This window comes from Thauera carbonicopians, assembly GCF_025699485.1.
Taxonomy (GTDB): domain Bacteria; phylum Pseudomonadota; class Gammaproteobacteria; order Burkholderiales; family Rhodocyclaceae; genus Thauera.
Genome location: NZ_JANUXN010000018.1, coordinates 1 through 16,733, shown reverse-complemented (window position 1 = coordinate 16,733; position 16,733 = coordinate 1). Strand labels below are relative to the sequence as shown.

The following is a 16,733-nucleotide window of genomic DNA, read 5'->3' as shown; positions in this document are numbered from 1 at the left end:
CTAGTCTCCCGGAGGGCGGGCGAGGCGCAGCAGTTGGGCGCTGAAGCTGACGCCCCGTTCGCGTGCCACGCGCTGGTTGATCACGATGTCGATGCCCGTACCCTCGCTCCGGACGAGCAGTTCGACGATGCCGCCGGACTGGGCGAAACCCTTGATGTCGGATACCGTCACCTGCGGGCGCCGGTGCAGTTGCGACAGGATGGCCCCCAGGCGATGCCGTTCGGAGTTGCCGATGAACACCATGTCGCAGTCGGCGGCCTGGGCGGCATCGTCCAGGTAGCGCACGCTGAACGTGCGTTCGTCGGTGACGGAGCGCTGCAACTGGGCCAGCGCGTCTTCCAGGCCGCTTCTCCCCAGGTGGCAGATCGACGGCGAGGGGGCGTCTTCGAGCGGTGGTTCATAGACGAACAGCGGCAGCTTGAACAGCAGGACGGCCTTCAGGGCCTGTTCCGAAGCGGCATGGGGCGGCGGCTGTGCCGCGGCCAGTCCGCAGCATAGTCCGGCAAGCAGGCCTGCAAGGGCGCGCGTGTATCGCCGCCACATTTAGAAGCGGTACTCCAGCGTCGCCATCCAGCTGCGCGGTTGTTGCGGCATCGTCAGCAGGGTGCTGTCGGCGGCCCCGTGGGCGACGTGGTAGCGGCGGTCGAACAGGTTGTCGATGTCCAGCCACAGCGTGGCGCGCCCGTCCAGCAGGCGATGCCAGCCCAGGTGCAGGCTGGCGACCCACCAGGCGTCGGCCGTCAGGTGACGGCCCGGCCGCGCGGGATTCCTGCGCCCGGTGGTGGTCTTGCCGACCCAGGTCAGGCGCGGCGTGATCGTCAGCGTGTCGCCGTAGCGCCAGGTGCTGCCGAGCTTGAACTTGTGCTTCGCGACATAGGGCAGGTCCCAGTTCCGGGCGTCGTCGCCCGTCTGGAGGGTGCCGTCGATGTAGCTCAGGCTGCCCCACACTTCGCCGTGCCAGGCTCCGGCGGTACGGAATTGCCACTGGCCGCTGATGTCGAGGCCGGTGTGGTGGGCCTTTCCGGCATTGCCCTTGATCGTGGTTTCGCTCAACACCGCGCCGGGGATGTACTGCGTCGGCACCTTCTCGTTGAGCGTGGCGATCAGGTTGTTGATGTGGCTGTGGTACAGGTGGGTGACCAGGTTCAGCGATGGTGTCGGGCGCCAGTCCCAGGTCAGGCCGAGCGTGCGCGCACGTTCGGCTTCGAGCTTTCCGTTCGGGGCACGGAAACCCTTGCCAATGTAGCGTCCTTCCTCATCCCGGGCGCCGCTGAAGGCGCCGTATGCCGACAGCGACTCGTCGTAGGAGGGCGCGCGGAAGGCTTCGCCGTAGGACAGCTTGAAGACGTGCCGGTCCGCTGGTTGCCACACCGCGCCCAGGCGCGGATTGAGGCTGCTGCCGTAGCCCGAGTGGCGATCGTGGCGCACGCCGATCATGGTGGTGAACTGCGGTGTCCACTGCGCCTGCCATTGCAGGTAGCCGAATTCGTTGTGGTGGCGTGCCGAGGGGATCAGGATCGGCAGGTCGGTGTTGGCATAGTTCAGGCCCTGGCCGTGCGTCCCCAGCGATTGCTGGTAGCGGCGCGGCAGGTTGGGCGTCAGCATGGCCTCGTAATCCTGGTAGCCGATGCCGGCCTGCAGATCGTGCGCAGCGTCGATGCGCCAGTGGAGCGTGGGCCGGATGCCAGTGCGGGTGGCCTTGGCATAGTTGTAGCCGCGCGCGCCGAAGCCGGTGTATTTGTTCAGGTAATTGGAGTCGGGGTCGGCTTCCTGGCGTGCATAGTCGATCAGCAGGCGGCCCTCGATGTCCTCCGTCAACTGGAAGCGTGCCCGTGCGTACAGGGTCTCGGAAACCGTTTCCCAGCGCGCATGGCGGTCGTACAGGGCCATGTCGGTACGGTCGCCCGTGCTGGTCGGCTGGCCGAAGCCGTTGCGGTAGTAGCCCAGCGTCAGATGTTCGGTGAGGTCGGCGCGGGCGAACAGGCTGTGGCTTTCGATGCCATCGATGTGGCGGTGGCGGGCCTGCGCCGGCACGACGATCGTGCCGTCGTAATCCTGTGCATCCACCGCGGGAAAATCATCCGGATAGTAGTGGTCGAGCGGCGCACGGTCGCTGCGCTGCTTGTGCCCGCCCAGGGTGAAGCGCACGTCCTCGGCCGGCTTCAGCGTGAACAGGAACTGCGCTTCGCGGCTGTCGAAGCGTCCCGCACCCACCGAAGCCCAGTTGTCGCCGGCCTGCTCGCCCTGGTCGGTGATGATGTTGATGACACCGGCCACCGCGTCGGCGCCGTACAGCGCCGCCGCCGGCCCATAGACCACTTCGACCTGGCGTGCCATGTACAGCGAGAAGTTGCGGGCCACGGCGATCTTGCCGCCGGCAGGGTCGTCGACGCGGACGCCGTCGAGCATGATCAGCAACTGGTTGTTGCTGTTGAAGCCCTGCAGGCTGAAGTTGTTGAAGATCGACGAACGGCTGCCCGCCATGAAATCGACGCCGGGCAGGTCGCTCAGCAACTCGCCCAGGTCGCGATAGCGGCGGGCCCTGATCTGCTCGCGGGTGATCACGATCACATGGGCAGGAGTGTCGTCGCGTCGCTCGACGCGGTGCGAGGCGGTGACGATCGGCGTCTGGATGAGTTCTTCCAGCGACAGCGGCAACAGGCGCAGCACGTCCTCGCTCGCGCCTGCCTGCACCGGCATACAGCACGACGCCACGAATCCCGCCACACATAGGGTTCGGCATTTCGGCCGGTGTCCGAGCACAGTCAGCGCCATTTCTCACCCATGAGTTTCACCTACCCGATCGAACCGGCGATGATCCCACAACAGGTCACGTATGTGACATGCCGATGTGCCGGATTGGCGACAAACTACGGCGAGTCATGGAAAAAATCACGCATTTGGGATAAGCCGGGCAAGCCGGGCGCTGTATCTGCTCCGCCTGTTGCGGGAAATGCGAGCTAGAATCACAAGTTGTTTCCAGCCAGAGATGCCGAGTTTTTGCCATGCCCGCTTCCACCAAGATCCACATCGACGACGTCCGCATCCAGGAAATCAAGGAGCTTGCGCCGCCGGCGCACGTGCTGCGCGAGTTTCCGGCCACGCCCAAGGCTGCGACCGTCGCTTACGAGGCGCGCCAGTCCATCCATCGCATCCTGTTCGGTGCCGACGACCGTCTGCTGGTGGTGATCGGCCCGTGTTCGATCCACGATCCCGCGGCGGCGATGGAATACGCCAGCCGGCTCAAGGCCGAGGCCGACCGCCTGAAGGACGATCTGCTGATCGTCATGCGAGTCTATTTCGAGAAGCCGCGCACCACCGTGGGCTGGAAGGGCCTGATCAACGACCCCGGCCTCGACAACAGCTACCGCATCAACGACGGCGTGCGCCTGGCGCGCAAGCTGCTGTGGGAAATCAACGAACTCGGCCTGCCGGCCGGCACCGAGTTCCTCGACATGATCACGCCGCAGTACATTGCCGACCTCATCTCCTGGGGTGCGATCGGCGCGCGCACCACCGAAAGCCAGGTGCATCGCGAACTCGCTTCCGGCCTGTCGTGTCCGGTCGGCTTCAAGAACGGCACCGACGGCAACGTGCGCATCGCGGTCGATGCGATCAAGGCCGCGCAGTCGCCCCACCATTTCCTGTCGGTGACCAAGGCCGGCCATTCGGCCATCGTCACCACCCGCGGCAACGAGGACTGTCACGTCATCCTGCGCGGCGGCAAGGCGCCGAACTACGATGCCGCCAGCGTCGATGCCGCATGCAAGGAGCTTGCCGCCAGCGGCGTCCAGGGCAAGGTCATGATCGACTTCTCGCATGCCAACAGCCGCAAGCAGCATCGTCTGCAGATCGAGGTCGCCGACGACATCGCCCGCCAGCTTGCCACCGGCGAGGACCGCATCATCGGCGTGATGGTCGAATCCCACCTCACCGAGGGGCGCCAGGACCTGGTGCCGGGCAAGGAGCTGGAATACGGCAAGAGCATCACCGACGCCTGCATCGGCTGGGAGGACAGCGTGAAGGTGCTCGACACGCTTGCCGAAGGCGTGCGCCAGCGCCGTGTCGAGCGCGCAACCCGGTACGAATAAGGCGCTGAGTCCGCATCAGCGACGGGACACATCAATCAACGGAGGCCGTGCCATGCAACTGACCGATTCCGCGCTGCTGCGCACCCAAGCTTATATCGACGGCGCCTGGCGCGACGCAGCCGACGGCACCCGCTTCGACGTGAACAATCCGGCCGACGGCCGCGTGGTGGCAAGCGTGCCGGACATGGGACGTACCGAAACCCGGCAGGCGATCGAGGCCGCCGCCGCCGCCCTGCCGGCATGGCGGGCGCGCACTGCCAAGGAACGCGCCGCCGTGCTGCGCAAGTGGTGCGAACTGATGCTCGCGCACCAGGAAGACCTGGCGCTGCTGATGAGTTCGGAGCAGGGCAAGCCGCTGCCCGAAGCGCGCGGCGAAGTGGCCTATGGCGCGTCCTTCCTCGAATGGTTCGCCGAGGAAGGCAAGCGCATCTACGGCGATGTGATTCCGGCGCACGGCGCGGACAAGCGCATCGTCGTGGTCAAGGAGCCGATCGGCGTGGTGGCGGCGATCACGCCGTGGAACTTCCCGATCGCGATGATCACGCGCAAGGCCGGCCCGGCACTGGCAGCCGGCTGCACGATGGTGATCAAGCCGGCGGAGGACACGCCGCTGTGCGCGCTGGCGCTGGCCGAGTTGGGCGAGCGTGCCGGCCTGCCCAAGGGCGTGCTCAACATCGTCCCCACTGCGAGGGCGGCCGAGGTCGGCGGCGAGCTCACTGCCAACCCGCTGGTGCGCAAGATCTCGTTTACCGGTTCGACCGCAGTCGGCAAGCTGTTGATGCGCCAGTCCGCCGACACGGTCAAGAAAGTGTCGCTTGAACTCGGCGGCAACGCGCCCTTCATCGTCTTCGACGACGCCGACCTGGATGCCGCGGTGGTGGGCGCGATGGCCTCGAAGTACCGCAATGCCGGCCAGACCTGTGTCTGCGCCAACCGCCTGATCGTGCAGGACGGCGTCTACGACGCCTTCGCCGCCAAGCTGGCCGAAGCGGTGGCGAAGCTGAAGGTCGGCCCGGCATTGTCGGGCGACGTCCAGCAAGGCCCGCTGATCAACGAGGACGCGGTCGCCAAGGTCGAGACCTTGCTCGCCGATGCGCTCGACAGGGGCGCGCGGCTGGTCTGCGGCGGCAGGCGGCATGCGCTCGGCGGCACCTTCTTCGAACCCACCATCGTCGCCGACGTGACGCCGGCGATGCGGGTGGCGCGCGAGGAAATCTTCGGCCCGGTGGCGCCGCTGTTCCGTTTCCACACCGAGGAAGAAGCGATCCACATGGCCAACGACACCGAGTTCGGCCTCGCGGCGTACTTCTACGCCCGCGACATCGGCCGCGTATGGCGGGTCGCCGAGGCGCTGGAATACGGCATCGTCGGCATCAACGAAGGCATCATCTCGACCGAGGTCGCGCCCTTCGGCGGCATCAAGGAGTCGGGCATCGGCCGCGAAGGCTCGCGCTACGGCATCGAGGACTTCGTCGAGATCAAGTACCTGTGCATGGGCGGCATCCGCTGAACTGATTCACGGCATCGTCCCGCTGAGCGGGCTTCGCTGCGCGACCCATCCACGACAGCGCCATGGATGGAGGGTGTGGGCCGCGCAGGCGGGGCCGCGCACGCAGGTGGCGCCGCAGGCTCAACCCGTCGTTCGCGGCTACGGAGCGGCGGTGCCTTCCAAGGTCCTGATCAGCGTGTAGATGGCGCGATGGACCGGCAGCGCGAGGCCGGCTTCATCCGCCAGCTTCAGCAATACGCCGGTGATGGCGTCGATCTCGGTGCGCCGCCCGGCCAGCACGTCCTGCAGCATGCTGGCGCGGTTGCCGGCCGTCGCCGTCGCCACCGCATGGACGCGGGCATGGGCGGCAGCCTCGTCCAGCGCCAGCCCCTGCGCATGCAGCACCGGCCAGGCCTCGTGCACCAGGGTGTCGAGCAGCAGGCGGTGCGGCGGCTGCAGCAGCGCGCCGTTGGGCACGCGGAACAGCGCTGCGAGCGGATTGATGGCGACATTGACCAGCAGCTTGGCCAGCCGTGCGGCGGCAATGTCCGGTGCTACGCGGGCGACGAAGCCTGCGGCCACCAGCAATTCGGCAACCGCTTCGAAGCCGGGCGGCAACAGCGTCTCGCCGGCACCGGCCGGGTGCACGCCGTGCGCATCGCGGTAGGCTCCTTCGGTGCTCACGCCCTGGCCGACCAGCAGCGCCGGGCCGGCGGCGGGCAGCAGGTCTTCCACCAGCCCGTTCTGCAGCGACAGCACGCCCCGGGGCCGCATCGCCAGTGCCGTGGCCGCAGCCGTGGTGGTGTCGCCCGTCTTGACCAGCACGATCACCCAGTCCGCCTCGGGCGCTTCGTCCGGCCCGAATACGTCCAGCTGCCGCAACTGGGCGCCGACGGGGACTCCCTGGCGCAAGGCTTCGGCACGCTGGCGGTCGCGCGCGATCACCGCGACCGGAACGGTATCGGCAAGGCGCGCCGCAAACGTGAGGCCGAGCGCGCCGGCGCCGATGATGGCGAGTGGATAGCGAGGGTGAGGGGAAGGGGGCGTAGTGTCCATGACAGCGAGTGTCCGCCATCGGCATGACTTGCGGCAAGAGGCCGGGTGACGGGCTCAGCCGTAGCGGCGCGCAGCTTCCACCGCCAGGCCGGCGCCGATGCTGCCGTAGAGATCGCCTTCCACGGCGCGCGCCGACGGCAGTTCGGCGGCGATGCGGGCGCGCAACTGCGGTACGCCGCTGGCGCCACCGGTGAAATACACGGTATCCACCCGTTCGCGGCGGACGCCCGCATCGCCGAGCAACTGCGCCACGCAGCCGCCGACACGTTCCACCAGCGCCGCCGTTGCGGCAGCAAAGTCCGCTGCCGTGATCGTGTGCTGCAGCCCGTCTTCGAGCCGGCCGAGATCCAGGGCCGCCGCGGCCGCGGTCGATAGGTCGATCTTGGCCTGTTCCACCTGCAGTGCCAGCCAGTGGCCTTCGCGCCGGCTCAGCAAGCGCGCCAGGCGGTCGAGTCCGGTGCGCTCGGCGGCATCGCGGTAGATGTTCTGGAAATCGTTCCAGGCCTGGCGGCTGTAGGCCGTGTTGATGGTGTGCCAGGTCGACAGCTGGAAATACAGGCTGGCCGGGACGTGGGCGCCGTTCTTCATCAGGCCGCGGTGGCCGAGCAGGGGCATCACGCAGTCCAGGCTCAGGGCGCGGTCGAAATCGGTACCGCCGATGTGGATGCCGGCATTGCCCAGCAGATCCGCGCCGCGTTCGTCGTGGCGGGCGCGTTCGGGCGACAGCCGGACCAGCGAGAAGTCCGCCGTGCCGCCGCCGATGTCGGCGACCAGCACCAGTTCCTCACCCGACAGCGAGCGCTCGTAGTGCAGCGCGGCGCCGATCGGCTCGAACTGGAAGCTGACTTCGGCAAAGCCGACCTGGCGCGCGATCGCTTCCAGCGTGTCCTGCGCCTTGCGGTCTGCGGCCTCGTCGTCATCGACGAAATGCACCGGACGGCCGAACACCGCATGGTCGAAGCCGCGGCCGGCCTGTGCTTCGGCGCGCTGCTTGAGTTCGCCGATGAAAGCGGCCAGCAGGTCGCGAAAGCGCAGCGCGCGGCCCTGGACCTCGGTCTGGCCGTCGATCAGGCTGGAGCCGAGCAGGCTCTTCAGCGCGCGCATCAGACGGCCCTCGTAGCCTTCGAGGTATTGCGCCAGCGCGTCGCGACCGAAATGGGTCGTGTCTTCGTCGGCATTGAAGAACACCGCCGACGGCAGCGTCGGCCTGCCGTCCTCGAGCGCCAGCAGCGGAGCCGCCGCGGGCCGCAGCCAGCCGGCGGTGGAGTTGGAGGTGCCGAAGTCGATGCCGCAGGCGCGGGCGGGAGCATGCATGGAGGCGGGCGGCGCAGGGCCGGTGCGGCGGAAACGGCTGCGCATGTTAGCCCACGGAAAGGGGATGTTCCACCGTGTTTGCGCCCGCATGGGCCGAAATGCCCGTCTGCCGGCCCTTCTTTTTCAGCTCGGCGGTGATCCGGCCGGAAATGTATGGGGCTGTTTCGTCGAAGGCTTGCGCATGTACCGGGGATAAGCGATGTTTTACCATTCGTATCTGTCCTGCTCGAAGAGCCCTGCAGTCGTCCATGCCCCCAGCCGCCCTTCGCCTTTCCCTTGCCGGTGTTTCCGTTCTGCTGTTCGCGGCCTGCTCCTCGCCGCCGCCGGTGTATGACATGGAAACCTTCCAGCACGAATCTCCGTTCGCCACCTGGAGCACGCGCGAGCCCGCCGAGGCATGCGAGCTCGGCAAGCGCGCCCTGCTGAGCCAGGGCTACCGGATCGAGGGCACGGACATGGTGCGGATCAGGGGCGAGAAGCTGTTCCAGCCCACGCCGGACGAAGGCGTCACGCTCAACATCACGCTGGTGTGCCTGCCGAGCAACGTCGGCGCCGTGATCTATGCCAATGCGCTGCAGACGCGCTATGCGCTGAAATCGAGTTCGACCAGCACCGGCCTCAGCGTGACCGGCCTCGGCTCCATCTCGCTGCCCTGGACGGCGGCCAAGGAATCGCTGGTCAAGATCGGCGAGGAAACCGTCACCAGCCCGACGTTCTACCGCCGCCTGTTCTCGCTGATCCAGACGCTCGACGGCACGCGGGTCGATGCTCTCGAACTGGGTGGTGACGGCGCTGCGCAGTGAGCGATGCGCGAGCGGGTGCAGGCGGCACCAGATGCGACAGCCGCACCTTCAACCGGGCCGGACCGCCGCCGTTGATCTCCAGGGCATCCGCCAGGCCGACACGGAAGCCGCCCTGCGGAATCAGTCGCTGCCGGTCGCGCAGGAATATCCGCGCCAGTGGCACCACGTTGCCCGTTGGGAAAGTCCGGGCCGATAGTAGCCTATAATCCGATTCCGGCTTTTCTCCAGCGCCCGCCTGCCATGATTTCCCTCCGCCCCGACGAATTTTCGCCCGCACCGCATGCTGCGGGCCGTCGCGTGGGCCGCAGGCGGACCATTCCATCATTCCAGCGCGGCCTCGTGCTGGCGCAGGCTTTCAAGATCACGGGGTCTCCCGCCGTACTTTCCCCGGCCGTGCGGGGTCGGCACCGGGACTGATCCCAGGCCACCCCGCACGGCACCTTGCCCGGGGCGCTTCATGCGCGCCCTGATCAACGTGCAGCCAGTGCGGAACGCCGGATGGCCCGGATTTCTTCCGCCTTTCGCTTCCAGGCAGGGCGTTTCCACTCCCAGGCTGCAGTCACGATGCCACGCACTGCGTGGCGAGGCATTTGCACATGGGGTGATGAAATGGTTCTCACAAGAAGCTTCGTCCGGGCCAAGCGCCCGTGCACCGACGGATTCCGCTGGTTCGTGCGCCAGTTCGGCGAAGGCGGCAACTACCAGGAACTGCTCGACCAGATGGTGGTGGCCGGGCGGGTGGGGGATGCCTGCTGGCTGCTCGAACAGTTCGGCCCGACCGGCGAGCTGCGTGTCGTCGATGCGGTCGAGGCCGATGCGATCGTGTTCGCCGGCACGCTGGAAGTGCGGGGCAACGTCGATGTCGAAGGCAGGCTTTACGTCGGCGGCGATCTGCGGGTCGAGGGGGGCGTGCGCGTCGGCGGCGAATTGATCGTCGGTGGCGACTTGCGGGTGGAAGGCGGCGTGCGGGCGGAAAGCCATGCCGATGTCGGCGGCGACATGCGCGTGGGCTGGGGCGTGGATGCGCTGGGCGATCTGCGCTGTGCGGGAGAGCTCCGCGTGGGCTGGGATGTATGCTGCAAAGGACGCATGCGGGTGGAGGGCAATGCCGGCATCGGTTCCGATCTGCGCTGCGAAGGCGAACTGCGTTGCCGCAAGAGCCTGCAGGCCGGCGGCGGCATCAACGTGGTGGCGAATCTGCGCGTGGATCAGGGGATCGTCGCAGGCGCTTCGGTCGAGGCCGGCATGCATCTGGAAGCCGGCTGGGGCATCAAGGCGGGCGGCCTGATCCGTGCCGAAGCGGCTATCCGGGCCGGCGAGAGTCTGCAGGCCGGCGAAGGGATTCGTGCCGGCGACGGCTATGGCGTGTATGCCGGGCTGGATGTGCAGGTGGAGTCCTGGGAAAGCAGCGCCCGCGTCTGCGCGCCGGTGAAGCCCGACAGCCTGATGAGCGGCTGGTGGGCCGGGCCCGCCGTGTGTTGAGGGCGGCGGGCCGCTCAGGCGTCGGTGGCTGCGCCGTCGGTGCCCGTCTTCTCCTCGTCCGCGAGGTGTTCCTTGCGCAGGTCGCGATAGACGGCGGCGCGCATGATCATCATCGCCACCACCGGCGCGGTCATCAGCACGAACACGCTGATCAGCAGTTCGTGGATCACCAGCCTGGACTGCGTCGCGGTGAAGTAGATCATCGATGCGATCAGGATGCAGCCCGCGCCCAGCGTGACGGTGATGGCCGGGCCGTGGATACGCTGGTAGAAATTGCCCAGCCGCAGCAGGCCCAGGGCACCGATCAGCGAGATCAGCCCGCCCAGCACGAGCAGGAAGGCCACCGGCAGTGCAGCCCAGACCGGCAGGGTTTCGGCGATGCTCATTCGATCACCTCGCCGCGCATCAGGAACTTTGCCAGTGCGACCGTCGATACGAAGCCGAGCAGCGCGATCATCAGTGCCGCCTCGAAGTAGATCTGGCTGCCGTGGCGGATGCCCAGCATCAAGGCCAGCAGCATCGCGCACATCCACAGCGTGTCCAGGGCCAGCACGCGGTCCTGCGCGGACGGGCCGATGAGCAGGCGCAGGGTGCACAGGATCATTGCCAGCACCACGCAGACGAGTGCGAAGACGATGGCTGCCGACAGCAGGCTCGCGGTTGTCACGTCGTTTTCTCCCGTTCCGAATGTCTGGGTTGTTCGAACACCTCGATGATCGGTTGTTCGTAGTGCGATTTGATGGTGTCGATCCACCATTGTTCGTCGTGCAGATCGAACACGTGGAGCAGCAGTTCGTGGGTTTCGGGCACGATCTCCACCCATACCGTGCCGGGGGTCGAGTTGATCAGGCAGGACAGCAGGGCGAGGCCGTAGGGGTCGCGCAGGTCGAGAGGGATGTGGATGAACTGGGAATTGACCCCCTCGGTGCGGCGGAACAGGATGATCCGGCTGACGTTGAAGCACGAGCGCACGATCTCGATCAGCGACAGCCACAGCAGGCGGAACAGCACGAACGGCCGCGAGATGCGCGGATAGCCCTGGGGTTGCAGCGGGCGGGCGAGCACCGGTGCGACGATGCCGAGCACGGCACCGAGCAGCAGGTGGGCGGGCTCGATGGTCTGGTTGAGCAGCAGCCACATCAGCAGCAGGCACAGCGACAGCAGCGGGGAGGGGAGCCAGCGTTTCATCATTCCGCCTCCTGCCGGGGCATGCGCGTCACCGCGGGCTCCTGCAGTACGCGTTCGCCGTAGGTGGAGGTTTGCGTCAGCCCGGCGACGGTACGGTCCAGGTAGTCGAAGACCGGTCCGGCCTGCACCGTGAGCAGCACGCAGAAGGTGACCAGTGCGGTGATCGGCGCCGCCTCGGTGAATTGCAGCCGCGGCGGTGCGATGTCGCCCGAGGCCCAGAAGATGCGCACGCCCAGCCGCATCAGGGCGATGATGGCGGCCAGGCCGCCGACGATGACCAGGGCGATGAAGCCCCAGGTCAGCCCCGGAATGCGGCCGTCGGTGGGCAGGATGTCGAGCAGCGCGTGGAACAGGCTGAACTTGGCGACGAAGCCCGACAGCGGCGGCATGCCGCTGATGACCAGCGCGCAGGCGGCGAAGCTCAGGCCCAGAAAGGCCAGCGTGCCGGGGATGCCCTGGCCGACCGGGTCTTCGGGCTTGTCCTCGATGGCGAAGGCTTCCATCGTGATCGCGATCAGCGCCGCGCCGGGCGGGCGGATGCGGTCGGTGAGTTCGACCAGCAGCATGAAGGCCGCCATCGCCAGCGTCGAGCCGAGCAGGTAGTACAGGCCGGAGGCCAGCACCGGGCCGCCGGCCAGGCCGATCACGGCGAGCAGGGTGCCGGACGAGATGATCGCGCCATAGCCGGCCATGCGCCCGCCGTCCTGGCTGGCCAGCATGCCGACCGCGCCGAAGAACAGCGTCGCCATGCCGCCGATCGTCAGCGCGGTGAAGCCGAAGCCGGCCAGTGCTCCGGCACCATCGCCGAACACCGTCATCCATACCCGCAGCACGGCATAGACGCCGACCTTGGTCATCAGCACCAGCATCGCTGCGACGGGCGCCGAGGCCGAGGCGTAGGTGCCGGGCAGCCAGAAACCCAGCGGCCACATCGCACCCTTGGTCAGGAAGGCCAGGCCGAGGGTGGTGACGCCGATCGCCAGCAGCCAGGTGTCTTCGGTGCCGAGCAGGGCGACGCGCATGCCGAGGTCGGTGAGATTGAGCGTGCCGCTGGCGGCGTAGATCAGCGCCACGCCGATCAGGAACAGGAAGGACGCGACCAGGTTGATGGCGATGTACTGCATGCCGGCCCGGATGCGCTGCAGGTTGTAGCCGTGCAGCACCAGGCCGTAGGACGCCGCCAGCATGACCTCGAAGAAGACGAACAGGTTGAACAGGTCGTTGGTCAGGAAGGCGCCGTTCAGGCCCATCAGCAGGAACTGGAACAGGGTGTGGAACTGGATGCCCACCCGGTCCCAGCGCTTGGCCGAGAACACCAGCACCGCCAGCGCGATGGTGGCGGTGAGCAGCAGCATCAGCGCGGTGAGCCGGTCGACGAGCAGGGCGATGCCGAATGGCGCGGGCCAGTTGGCGGCGAGATAGACGCCGATGCCGTCGGGCCAGTAGCCGCCGTCGGCCATCACCAGCAGCGCTGCGGCCAGCAGCCACAGCAGCACCGTGTTGGTGACGCTGAGGGCGAATTTGAGCGTGTAGCGGCTCTGCTTGACCGGGATCAGCAGCGCGCCGGCCAGCAGCGGCAGCAGGATCGGCAGGACGATGAAGTGCTGCAGGAAGGGCAGGGCGTTCATTCGCGCGGCTCCTTGCCGTCCACATGGTCGCTGCCGGTCAGGCCGCGTGCGCCGATCATGATGACGAGATAGAGCGCGGTGGTCGCGAAACCGATCACGATGGCGGTCAGCACCAGGGCCTGCGGCAGCGGGTCGGCGAACTGGGAGGGGTCGATGTCGGGGCTGAGGGTGATCGGCGGACGGTCGACCGATAGCCGGCCCATGGCGAAGATGAAGATATTGACGGCGTAGGACATCAACAGCAGACCGGTGATGAGCTGGAAGGTGCGGGGCCGCAGGATCAGCCAGATGCCCGAGCCGAACATGACGCCGACGGCGAGCGCGATGACGATTTCCATTACAGCGCTCCTCCGTTGGCGGCGGGAACGGCCGCATCCGCGGCCTGCTCGCCCGCCTTCTTGTGTGCGCGCAGCGACTGGTGCGCCAGTGCGACCAGCATCAGCATCGTCGTGCCGACCACCACCGCGAACACGCCGAGGTCGAAGACGAAGGCGCTGGGCACGTGCAGTTCGCCGAGCACGGGAAGATGGAGGTGCGCGGTGTGCGAGGTCAGGAAGGGATGGCCGAAGGCCCAGGAACCCAGGCCGGTGAGGCCGGCCAGCAGCAGGCCGAGACCCAGCCAGCGGTGGGGCCTGAGGGTGATGTGGGCCTCGACCCAGGTCGCGCCGGCGAGCATGTACTGGACGAGGATGGCGACGGCGAAGATCAGGCCGGCGACGAAACCGCCACCGGGCAGGTTGTGCCCGCGCATGAAGAAGTAGGCCGCGATCACGCCCATGAAGGGCAGCAGCGTGCGCAGGTAGATGCCCGGTACGAACAGGTAGCCGCTGTCGGCCTGCTCGGACGGCGTCTGCCGGCTGGCCGGGTCGAAGGCGTGCAACTGCTGTTGAGGCACTTCGGCGCTGTCGGGCGCCGGACGGAAGCGGCGCAGCAGGGCGTAGACGGTGAGCGCGACGATCGCCAGCACGGTGATCTCGCCCATCGTATCGAAGGCGCGGAAATCGACCAGCAGTACGTTCACCACGTTGCTGCCGCCTCCACCGGAGAGTGCGTTGAGCACGAAGAAGTCGGCGATGGTGTCCGAGGCGGGGTGCACCAGCACGGCGTAAGTCAGCACCGCCATCGCCAGGCCGCCGGCCACGGCAAGCATCATGTGCAGCGCACGCCGTGTCCAGTCGCGGCGGGAGGCGGCCGCCTGTATCTCCGCAGATTCGATGCGGGGCGGCAGCCAGCGCAGGCCGAGCAGCAGCAGCACGGTGGTGACGGTCTCGACCATCAACTGGGTCAGTGCGAGATCGGGTGCCGACAGCCACAGGAAGGTGGCGGCGGTGATGATGCCGGTGCCGCCGACCAGCACCAGGGCGGTCAGGCGGTGGTATTTCGCCATCCAGGCGGCGGCGATCGCGCAGGCACCGCCGATCAGCCAGATGCCGGCGAACAGCGGGTCGAAGCCTTCCAGCGGCAGCACCGTCCAGTCGGGCGGCTGCCCGACGAGCAGCAGCGGGACGGTCAGCAGCATCAGCATCAACAGCAGCAATTGCTTCTGCAGTTTCGAAGTGCCCAGGTGGCGGACCAGCCATTCAGCCGCGCGGGTCAGCGACTGCATGGAGGTTTCGTAGGCCTGGGCGCCGTTGAAATGGCTGAGCAGCGGTGCGCGCGTGCGCTCGCGCAGGTTGAAGCGCCAGCGCAGCACCGAGTACAGGGCGATGCCGCCGAACAAGGCGACGATGCTCATCAACAGGGGCAGATTCCAGCCGTGCCAGGTCGCCAGGTTGTAGTCGGGCGTGTGTTCGCGCAGGCTGGCGGCCACCGCCAGGTCGAGGACCGGACCGATGCTGATGGCTGGCGCGACGCCTACCACCAGGCAGGTGAACGCCAGCAGTTCGACCGGAAAGCGCATCCAGCGCGGCGGTTCGTGCGGGTCGCGCGGCAGTTCGCCGGCCGGCTTGCCGAAGAAGATGGAGATGAAGCGCAGCGAATAAGCAACGCTGAACATGCCCATCGCCACCGCGGCGACCGACATCCACCAGTTGCGGTCGCCGCCGACCTGCAGCGTTTCGGCGAAGAACATTTCCTTGGACAGGAAGCCGTTCAGCAGGGGCACGCCGGCCATCGCCGCGCTGGCGACGATCGCCAGCGTGGCGGTGATCGGCAGCTTGTGGCGCAAGCCGCCCAGCAGGCGCAGGTCGCGCGTGCCGGTCTCGTGGTCGATGATGCCGGCGGCCATGAACAGCGAGGCCTTGAAGGTGGCATGGTTCAGGATGTGGAAGATCGCCGCGACCATCGCCAGCGGCGTGCCGATGCCGATCAGCACGGTGATCAGGCCGAGGTGGCTGATCGTCGAATAGGCCAGCAGGCCCTTGAGGTCGTGCTGGAAGATGGCGATGAAGGCACCGATCAGCAGGGTGCCCACGCCCGCGCCGCCGATGATCCAGGTCCATTCCGGCGTGCCCGACAGGGCCGGCCACAGGCGCACCAGCAGGAACACGCCGGCCTTCACCATGGTGGCCGAATGCAGGTAGGACGACACCGGCGTGGGGGCCGCCATGGCGTGCGGCAGCCAGAAGTGGAAGGGGAACTGTGCGCTTTTGGTCAGCGCGCCCAGCGCGATGAGCAGCAAGGCGGTCAGGTACAGGTCGTCGCTGCGGATGAGTTCGCCGGCCGCCAGCACGATGTCGAGATCGTAGCTGCCGACGATGTGGCCCAGCACGAGCACCCCGGCGAGCAGGCACAGGCCACCGGTGGCAGTGACGGTGAAGGCCATCCGCGCGCCGCGCCGGGCGTCGGCGCGGTGGTGCCAGTAGCCGATCAGCAGGAAGGAGGTCAGGCTCGTCAGTTCCCAGAACACCACGAGCTGGACCAGGTTGCCCGACAGCACCACGCCCAGCATCGAGCCCATGAAGGCGAGCAGGAAGGAGAAGAAGCGGGGCACCGGGTCATTCGGCGACATGTAGTAGCGCGCGTACAGCACCACCAGCAGGCCGATGACGAGTACCAGCAAGGTGAACACCCAGGCCAGGCCGTCCATGCGCAGCAGGAAGTACAGCCCTTGCGCGGGCAGCCAGTCGAAGCCTTCGCGCAGCACCGTGCCTTCCGACATCTCCGGATAGAGCAGGATCGCGACGATGAGCCCGTAGACCGCTACTCCGGCTGCCAGCCAGGACTCTCGGTTGCGGGCGTCCTGTGGCATCGATGCCGCGATCAGGCTGGCGATGAAAGGGACGAAGACAAGGGAGGCAAGCAGCATCGGGCCGTGGCTGTCGGGGAGGGGGACGACCACGAAAGATACCACAGCAAATACCGCGCCAAGATGTGTCCGATCGACGAAATTTCGTTCTTTTTGCAGCTGTTAGCTTGCTTTGCGGCGAGGCCGAAATGTCGATAAGGAGCTTCCCTAATGGGTCATGGGGCATGCACGCCGGATTGCTCCATATGTTCATATTTATGGAGCAGTTGTTCCGTACTGACATGCTCCGTCGATGATGTCGTCCCCGGTATGCGAACGGTTTTTGCCGTAACTGCTTGAAGGGAAATGAGCTTGTCGTACTGGCACGGTGCCTGCTGGAGCTGCGTGGTGGCGGTCGACGCCCATGAACACCAGAACGAGGAGACATCGAGATGATCTACGCAATGCCCGGCCAATCCGGGGCCCCGGTGCAGCACAAGGCGAAGTACGACAACT

Annotated in this window: 16 protein-coding genes; 4 read left to right on the top strand and 12 right to left on the bottom strand. The window is 67.1% G+C overall.

The annotated features are described in order from the left end of the window. Positions 1–543: a YfiR family protein gene (locus NX068_RS17450; protein ID WP_263462538.1), complete on the bottom strand. Its 543-nt coding sequence runs from the start codon at positions 541–543 to the stop codon at positions 1–3. Then, positions 544–2,700, bottom strand: a complete 2,157-nt coding sequence (locus tag NX068_RS17445) for a TonB-dependent receptor plug domain-containing protein (protein WP_263462537.1) — start codon at positions 2,698–2,700, stop codon at positions 544–546. It lies immediately after the preceding gene. A gap of 305 nt (positions 2,701–3,005) precedes the next feature. Here NX068_RS17445 and aroG point away from each other — a divergent pair, with 305 nt between their 5' ends. Next, positions 3,006–4,091, top strand: coding sequence for a 3-deoxy-7-phosphoheptulonate synthase AroG (aroG, locus tag NX068_RS17440; RefSeq protein ID WP_263462536.1), 1,086 nt, complete (start codon positions 3,006–3,008; stop codon positions 4,089–4,091). 52 nt (positions 4,092–4,143) lie between these two features. Then, the gene (gabD, locus tag NX068_RS17435) at positions 4,144–5,601 is read left to right on the top strand and encodes an NADP-dependent succinate-semialdehyde dehydrogenase (RefSeq protein WP_263462535.1); all 1,458 of its coding nucleotides are present in this window, start codon (positions 4,144–4,146) and stop codon (positions 5,599–5,601) included. Between the two features lie 138 nt (positions 5,602–5,739). Here gabD and NX068_RS17430 read toward each other — a convergent pair whose 3' ends face one another. From NX068_RS17430 to NX068_RS17420, 3 genes are read right to left on the bottom strand one after another with little or no spacing between them, the layout of a single operon-like run. Then, a complete protein-coding gene (locus tag NX068_RS17430; protein WP_263462534.1) occupies positions 5,740–6,636 on the bottom strand; it encodes a ketopantoate reductase family protein in 897 nt (298 codons plus the stop codon). Between the two features lie 54 nt (positions 6,637–6,690). Beyond that, on the bottom strand, positions 6,691–7,950 hold the full coding sequence (locus NX068_RS17425) for an Hsp70 family protein (RefSeq protein ID WP_263462533.1): 1,260 nt from the start codon (positions 7,948–7,950) through the stop codon (positions 6,691–6,693). Between the two features lie 46 nt (positions 7,951–7,996). Beyond that, positions 7,997–8,161, bottom strand: coding sequence for a PIN domain-containing protein (locus tag NX068_RS17420; RefSeq protein WP_263462532.1), 165 nt, complete (start codon positions 8,159–8,161; stop codon positions 7,997–7,999). A 37-nt stretch (positions 8,162–8,198) separates the two neighbouring features. On the opposite strand from NX068_RS17420, the gene NX068_RS17415 reads away from it, so the two are divergent. Beyond that, positions 8,199–8,753 carry a DUF2242 domain-containing protein gene (locus tag NX068_RS17415; protein ID WP_263462531.1) on the top strand — a complete coding sequence of 185 codons (555 nt, stop codon included), beginning with the start codon at positions 8,199–8,201 and terminating at the stop codon, positions 8,751–8,753. A gap of 609 nt (positions 8,754–9,362) precedes the next feature. After that, complete coding sequence (locus NX068_RS17410) at positions 9,363–10,235, top strand: hypothetical protein (RefSeq protein WP_263462530.1); 873 nt, start codon at positions 9,363–9,365, stop codon at positions 10,233–10,235. Between the two features lie 14 nt (positions 10,236–10,249). On the opposite strand, the gene mnhG is transcribed toward NX068_RS17410, so the two are convergent. The 7 genes from mnhG to NX068_RS17375 all read right to left on the bottom strand — a co-directional run. Then, positions 10,250–10,621, bottom strand: coding sequence for a monovalent cation/H(+) antiporter subunit G (gene mnhG / locus NX068_RS17405; RefSeq protein WP_263462529.1), 372 nt, complete (start codon positions 10,619–10,621; stop codon positions 10,250–10,252). After that, positions 10,618–10,902 carry a K+/H+ antiporter subunit F gene (locus tag NX068_RS17400; protein ID WP_263462528.1) on the bottom strand — a complete coding sequence of 95 codons (285 nt, stop codon included), beginning with the start codon at positions 10,900–10,902 and terminating at the stop codon, positions 10,618–10,620. The genes mnhG and NX068_RS17400 overlap by 4 nt, the downstream gene beginning before the upstream one ends. Further along, a complete protein-coding gene (locus NX068_RS17395; protein WP_263462527.1) occupies positions 10,899–11,423 on the bottom strand; it encodes a Na+/H+ antiporter subunit E in 525 nt (174 codons plus the stop codon). Before NX068_RS17395 ends, NX068_RS17400 begins: the two co-directional genes overlap by 4 nt. Continuing rightward, a complete protein-coding gene (locus tag NX068_RS17390) occupies positions 11,423–13,051 on the bottom strand; it encodes a monovalent cation/H+ antiporter subunit D (protein ID WP_263462526.1) in 1,629 nt (542 codons plus the stop codon). Before NX068_RS17390 ends, NX068_RS17395 begins: the two co-directional genes overlap by 1 nt. Further along, on the bottom strand, positions 13,048–13,389 hold the full coding sequence (locus NX068_RS17385; RefSeq protein WP_263462525.1) for a Na+/H+ antiporter subunit C: 342 nt from the start codon (positions 13,387–13,389) through the stop codon (positions 13,048–13,050). The genes NX068_RS17390 and NX068_RS17385 overlap by 4 nt, the downstream gene beginning before the upstream one ends. Further along, entirely contained in the window at positions 13,389–16,298 is a 2,910-nt protein-coding gene (locus tag NX068_RS17380; protein ID WP_263462599.1) for a monovalent cation/H+ antiporter subunit A, read from the bottom strand. Before NX068_RS17380 ends, NX068_RS17385 begins: the two co-directional genes overlap by 1 nt. Before the next feature lie 155 nt (positions 16,299–16,453). After that, a partial coding sequence (locus tag NX068_RS17375; protein WP_263462524.1) for a hypothetical protein occupies positions 16,454–16,733 on the bottom strand: 280 nt, incomplete at its 5' end.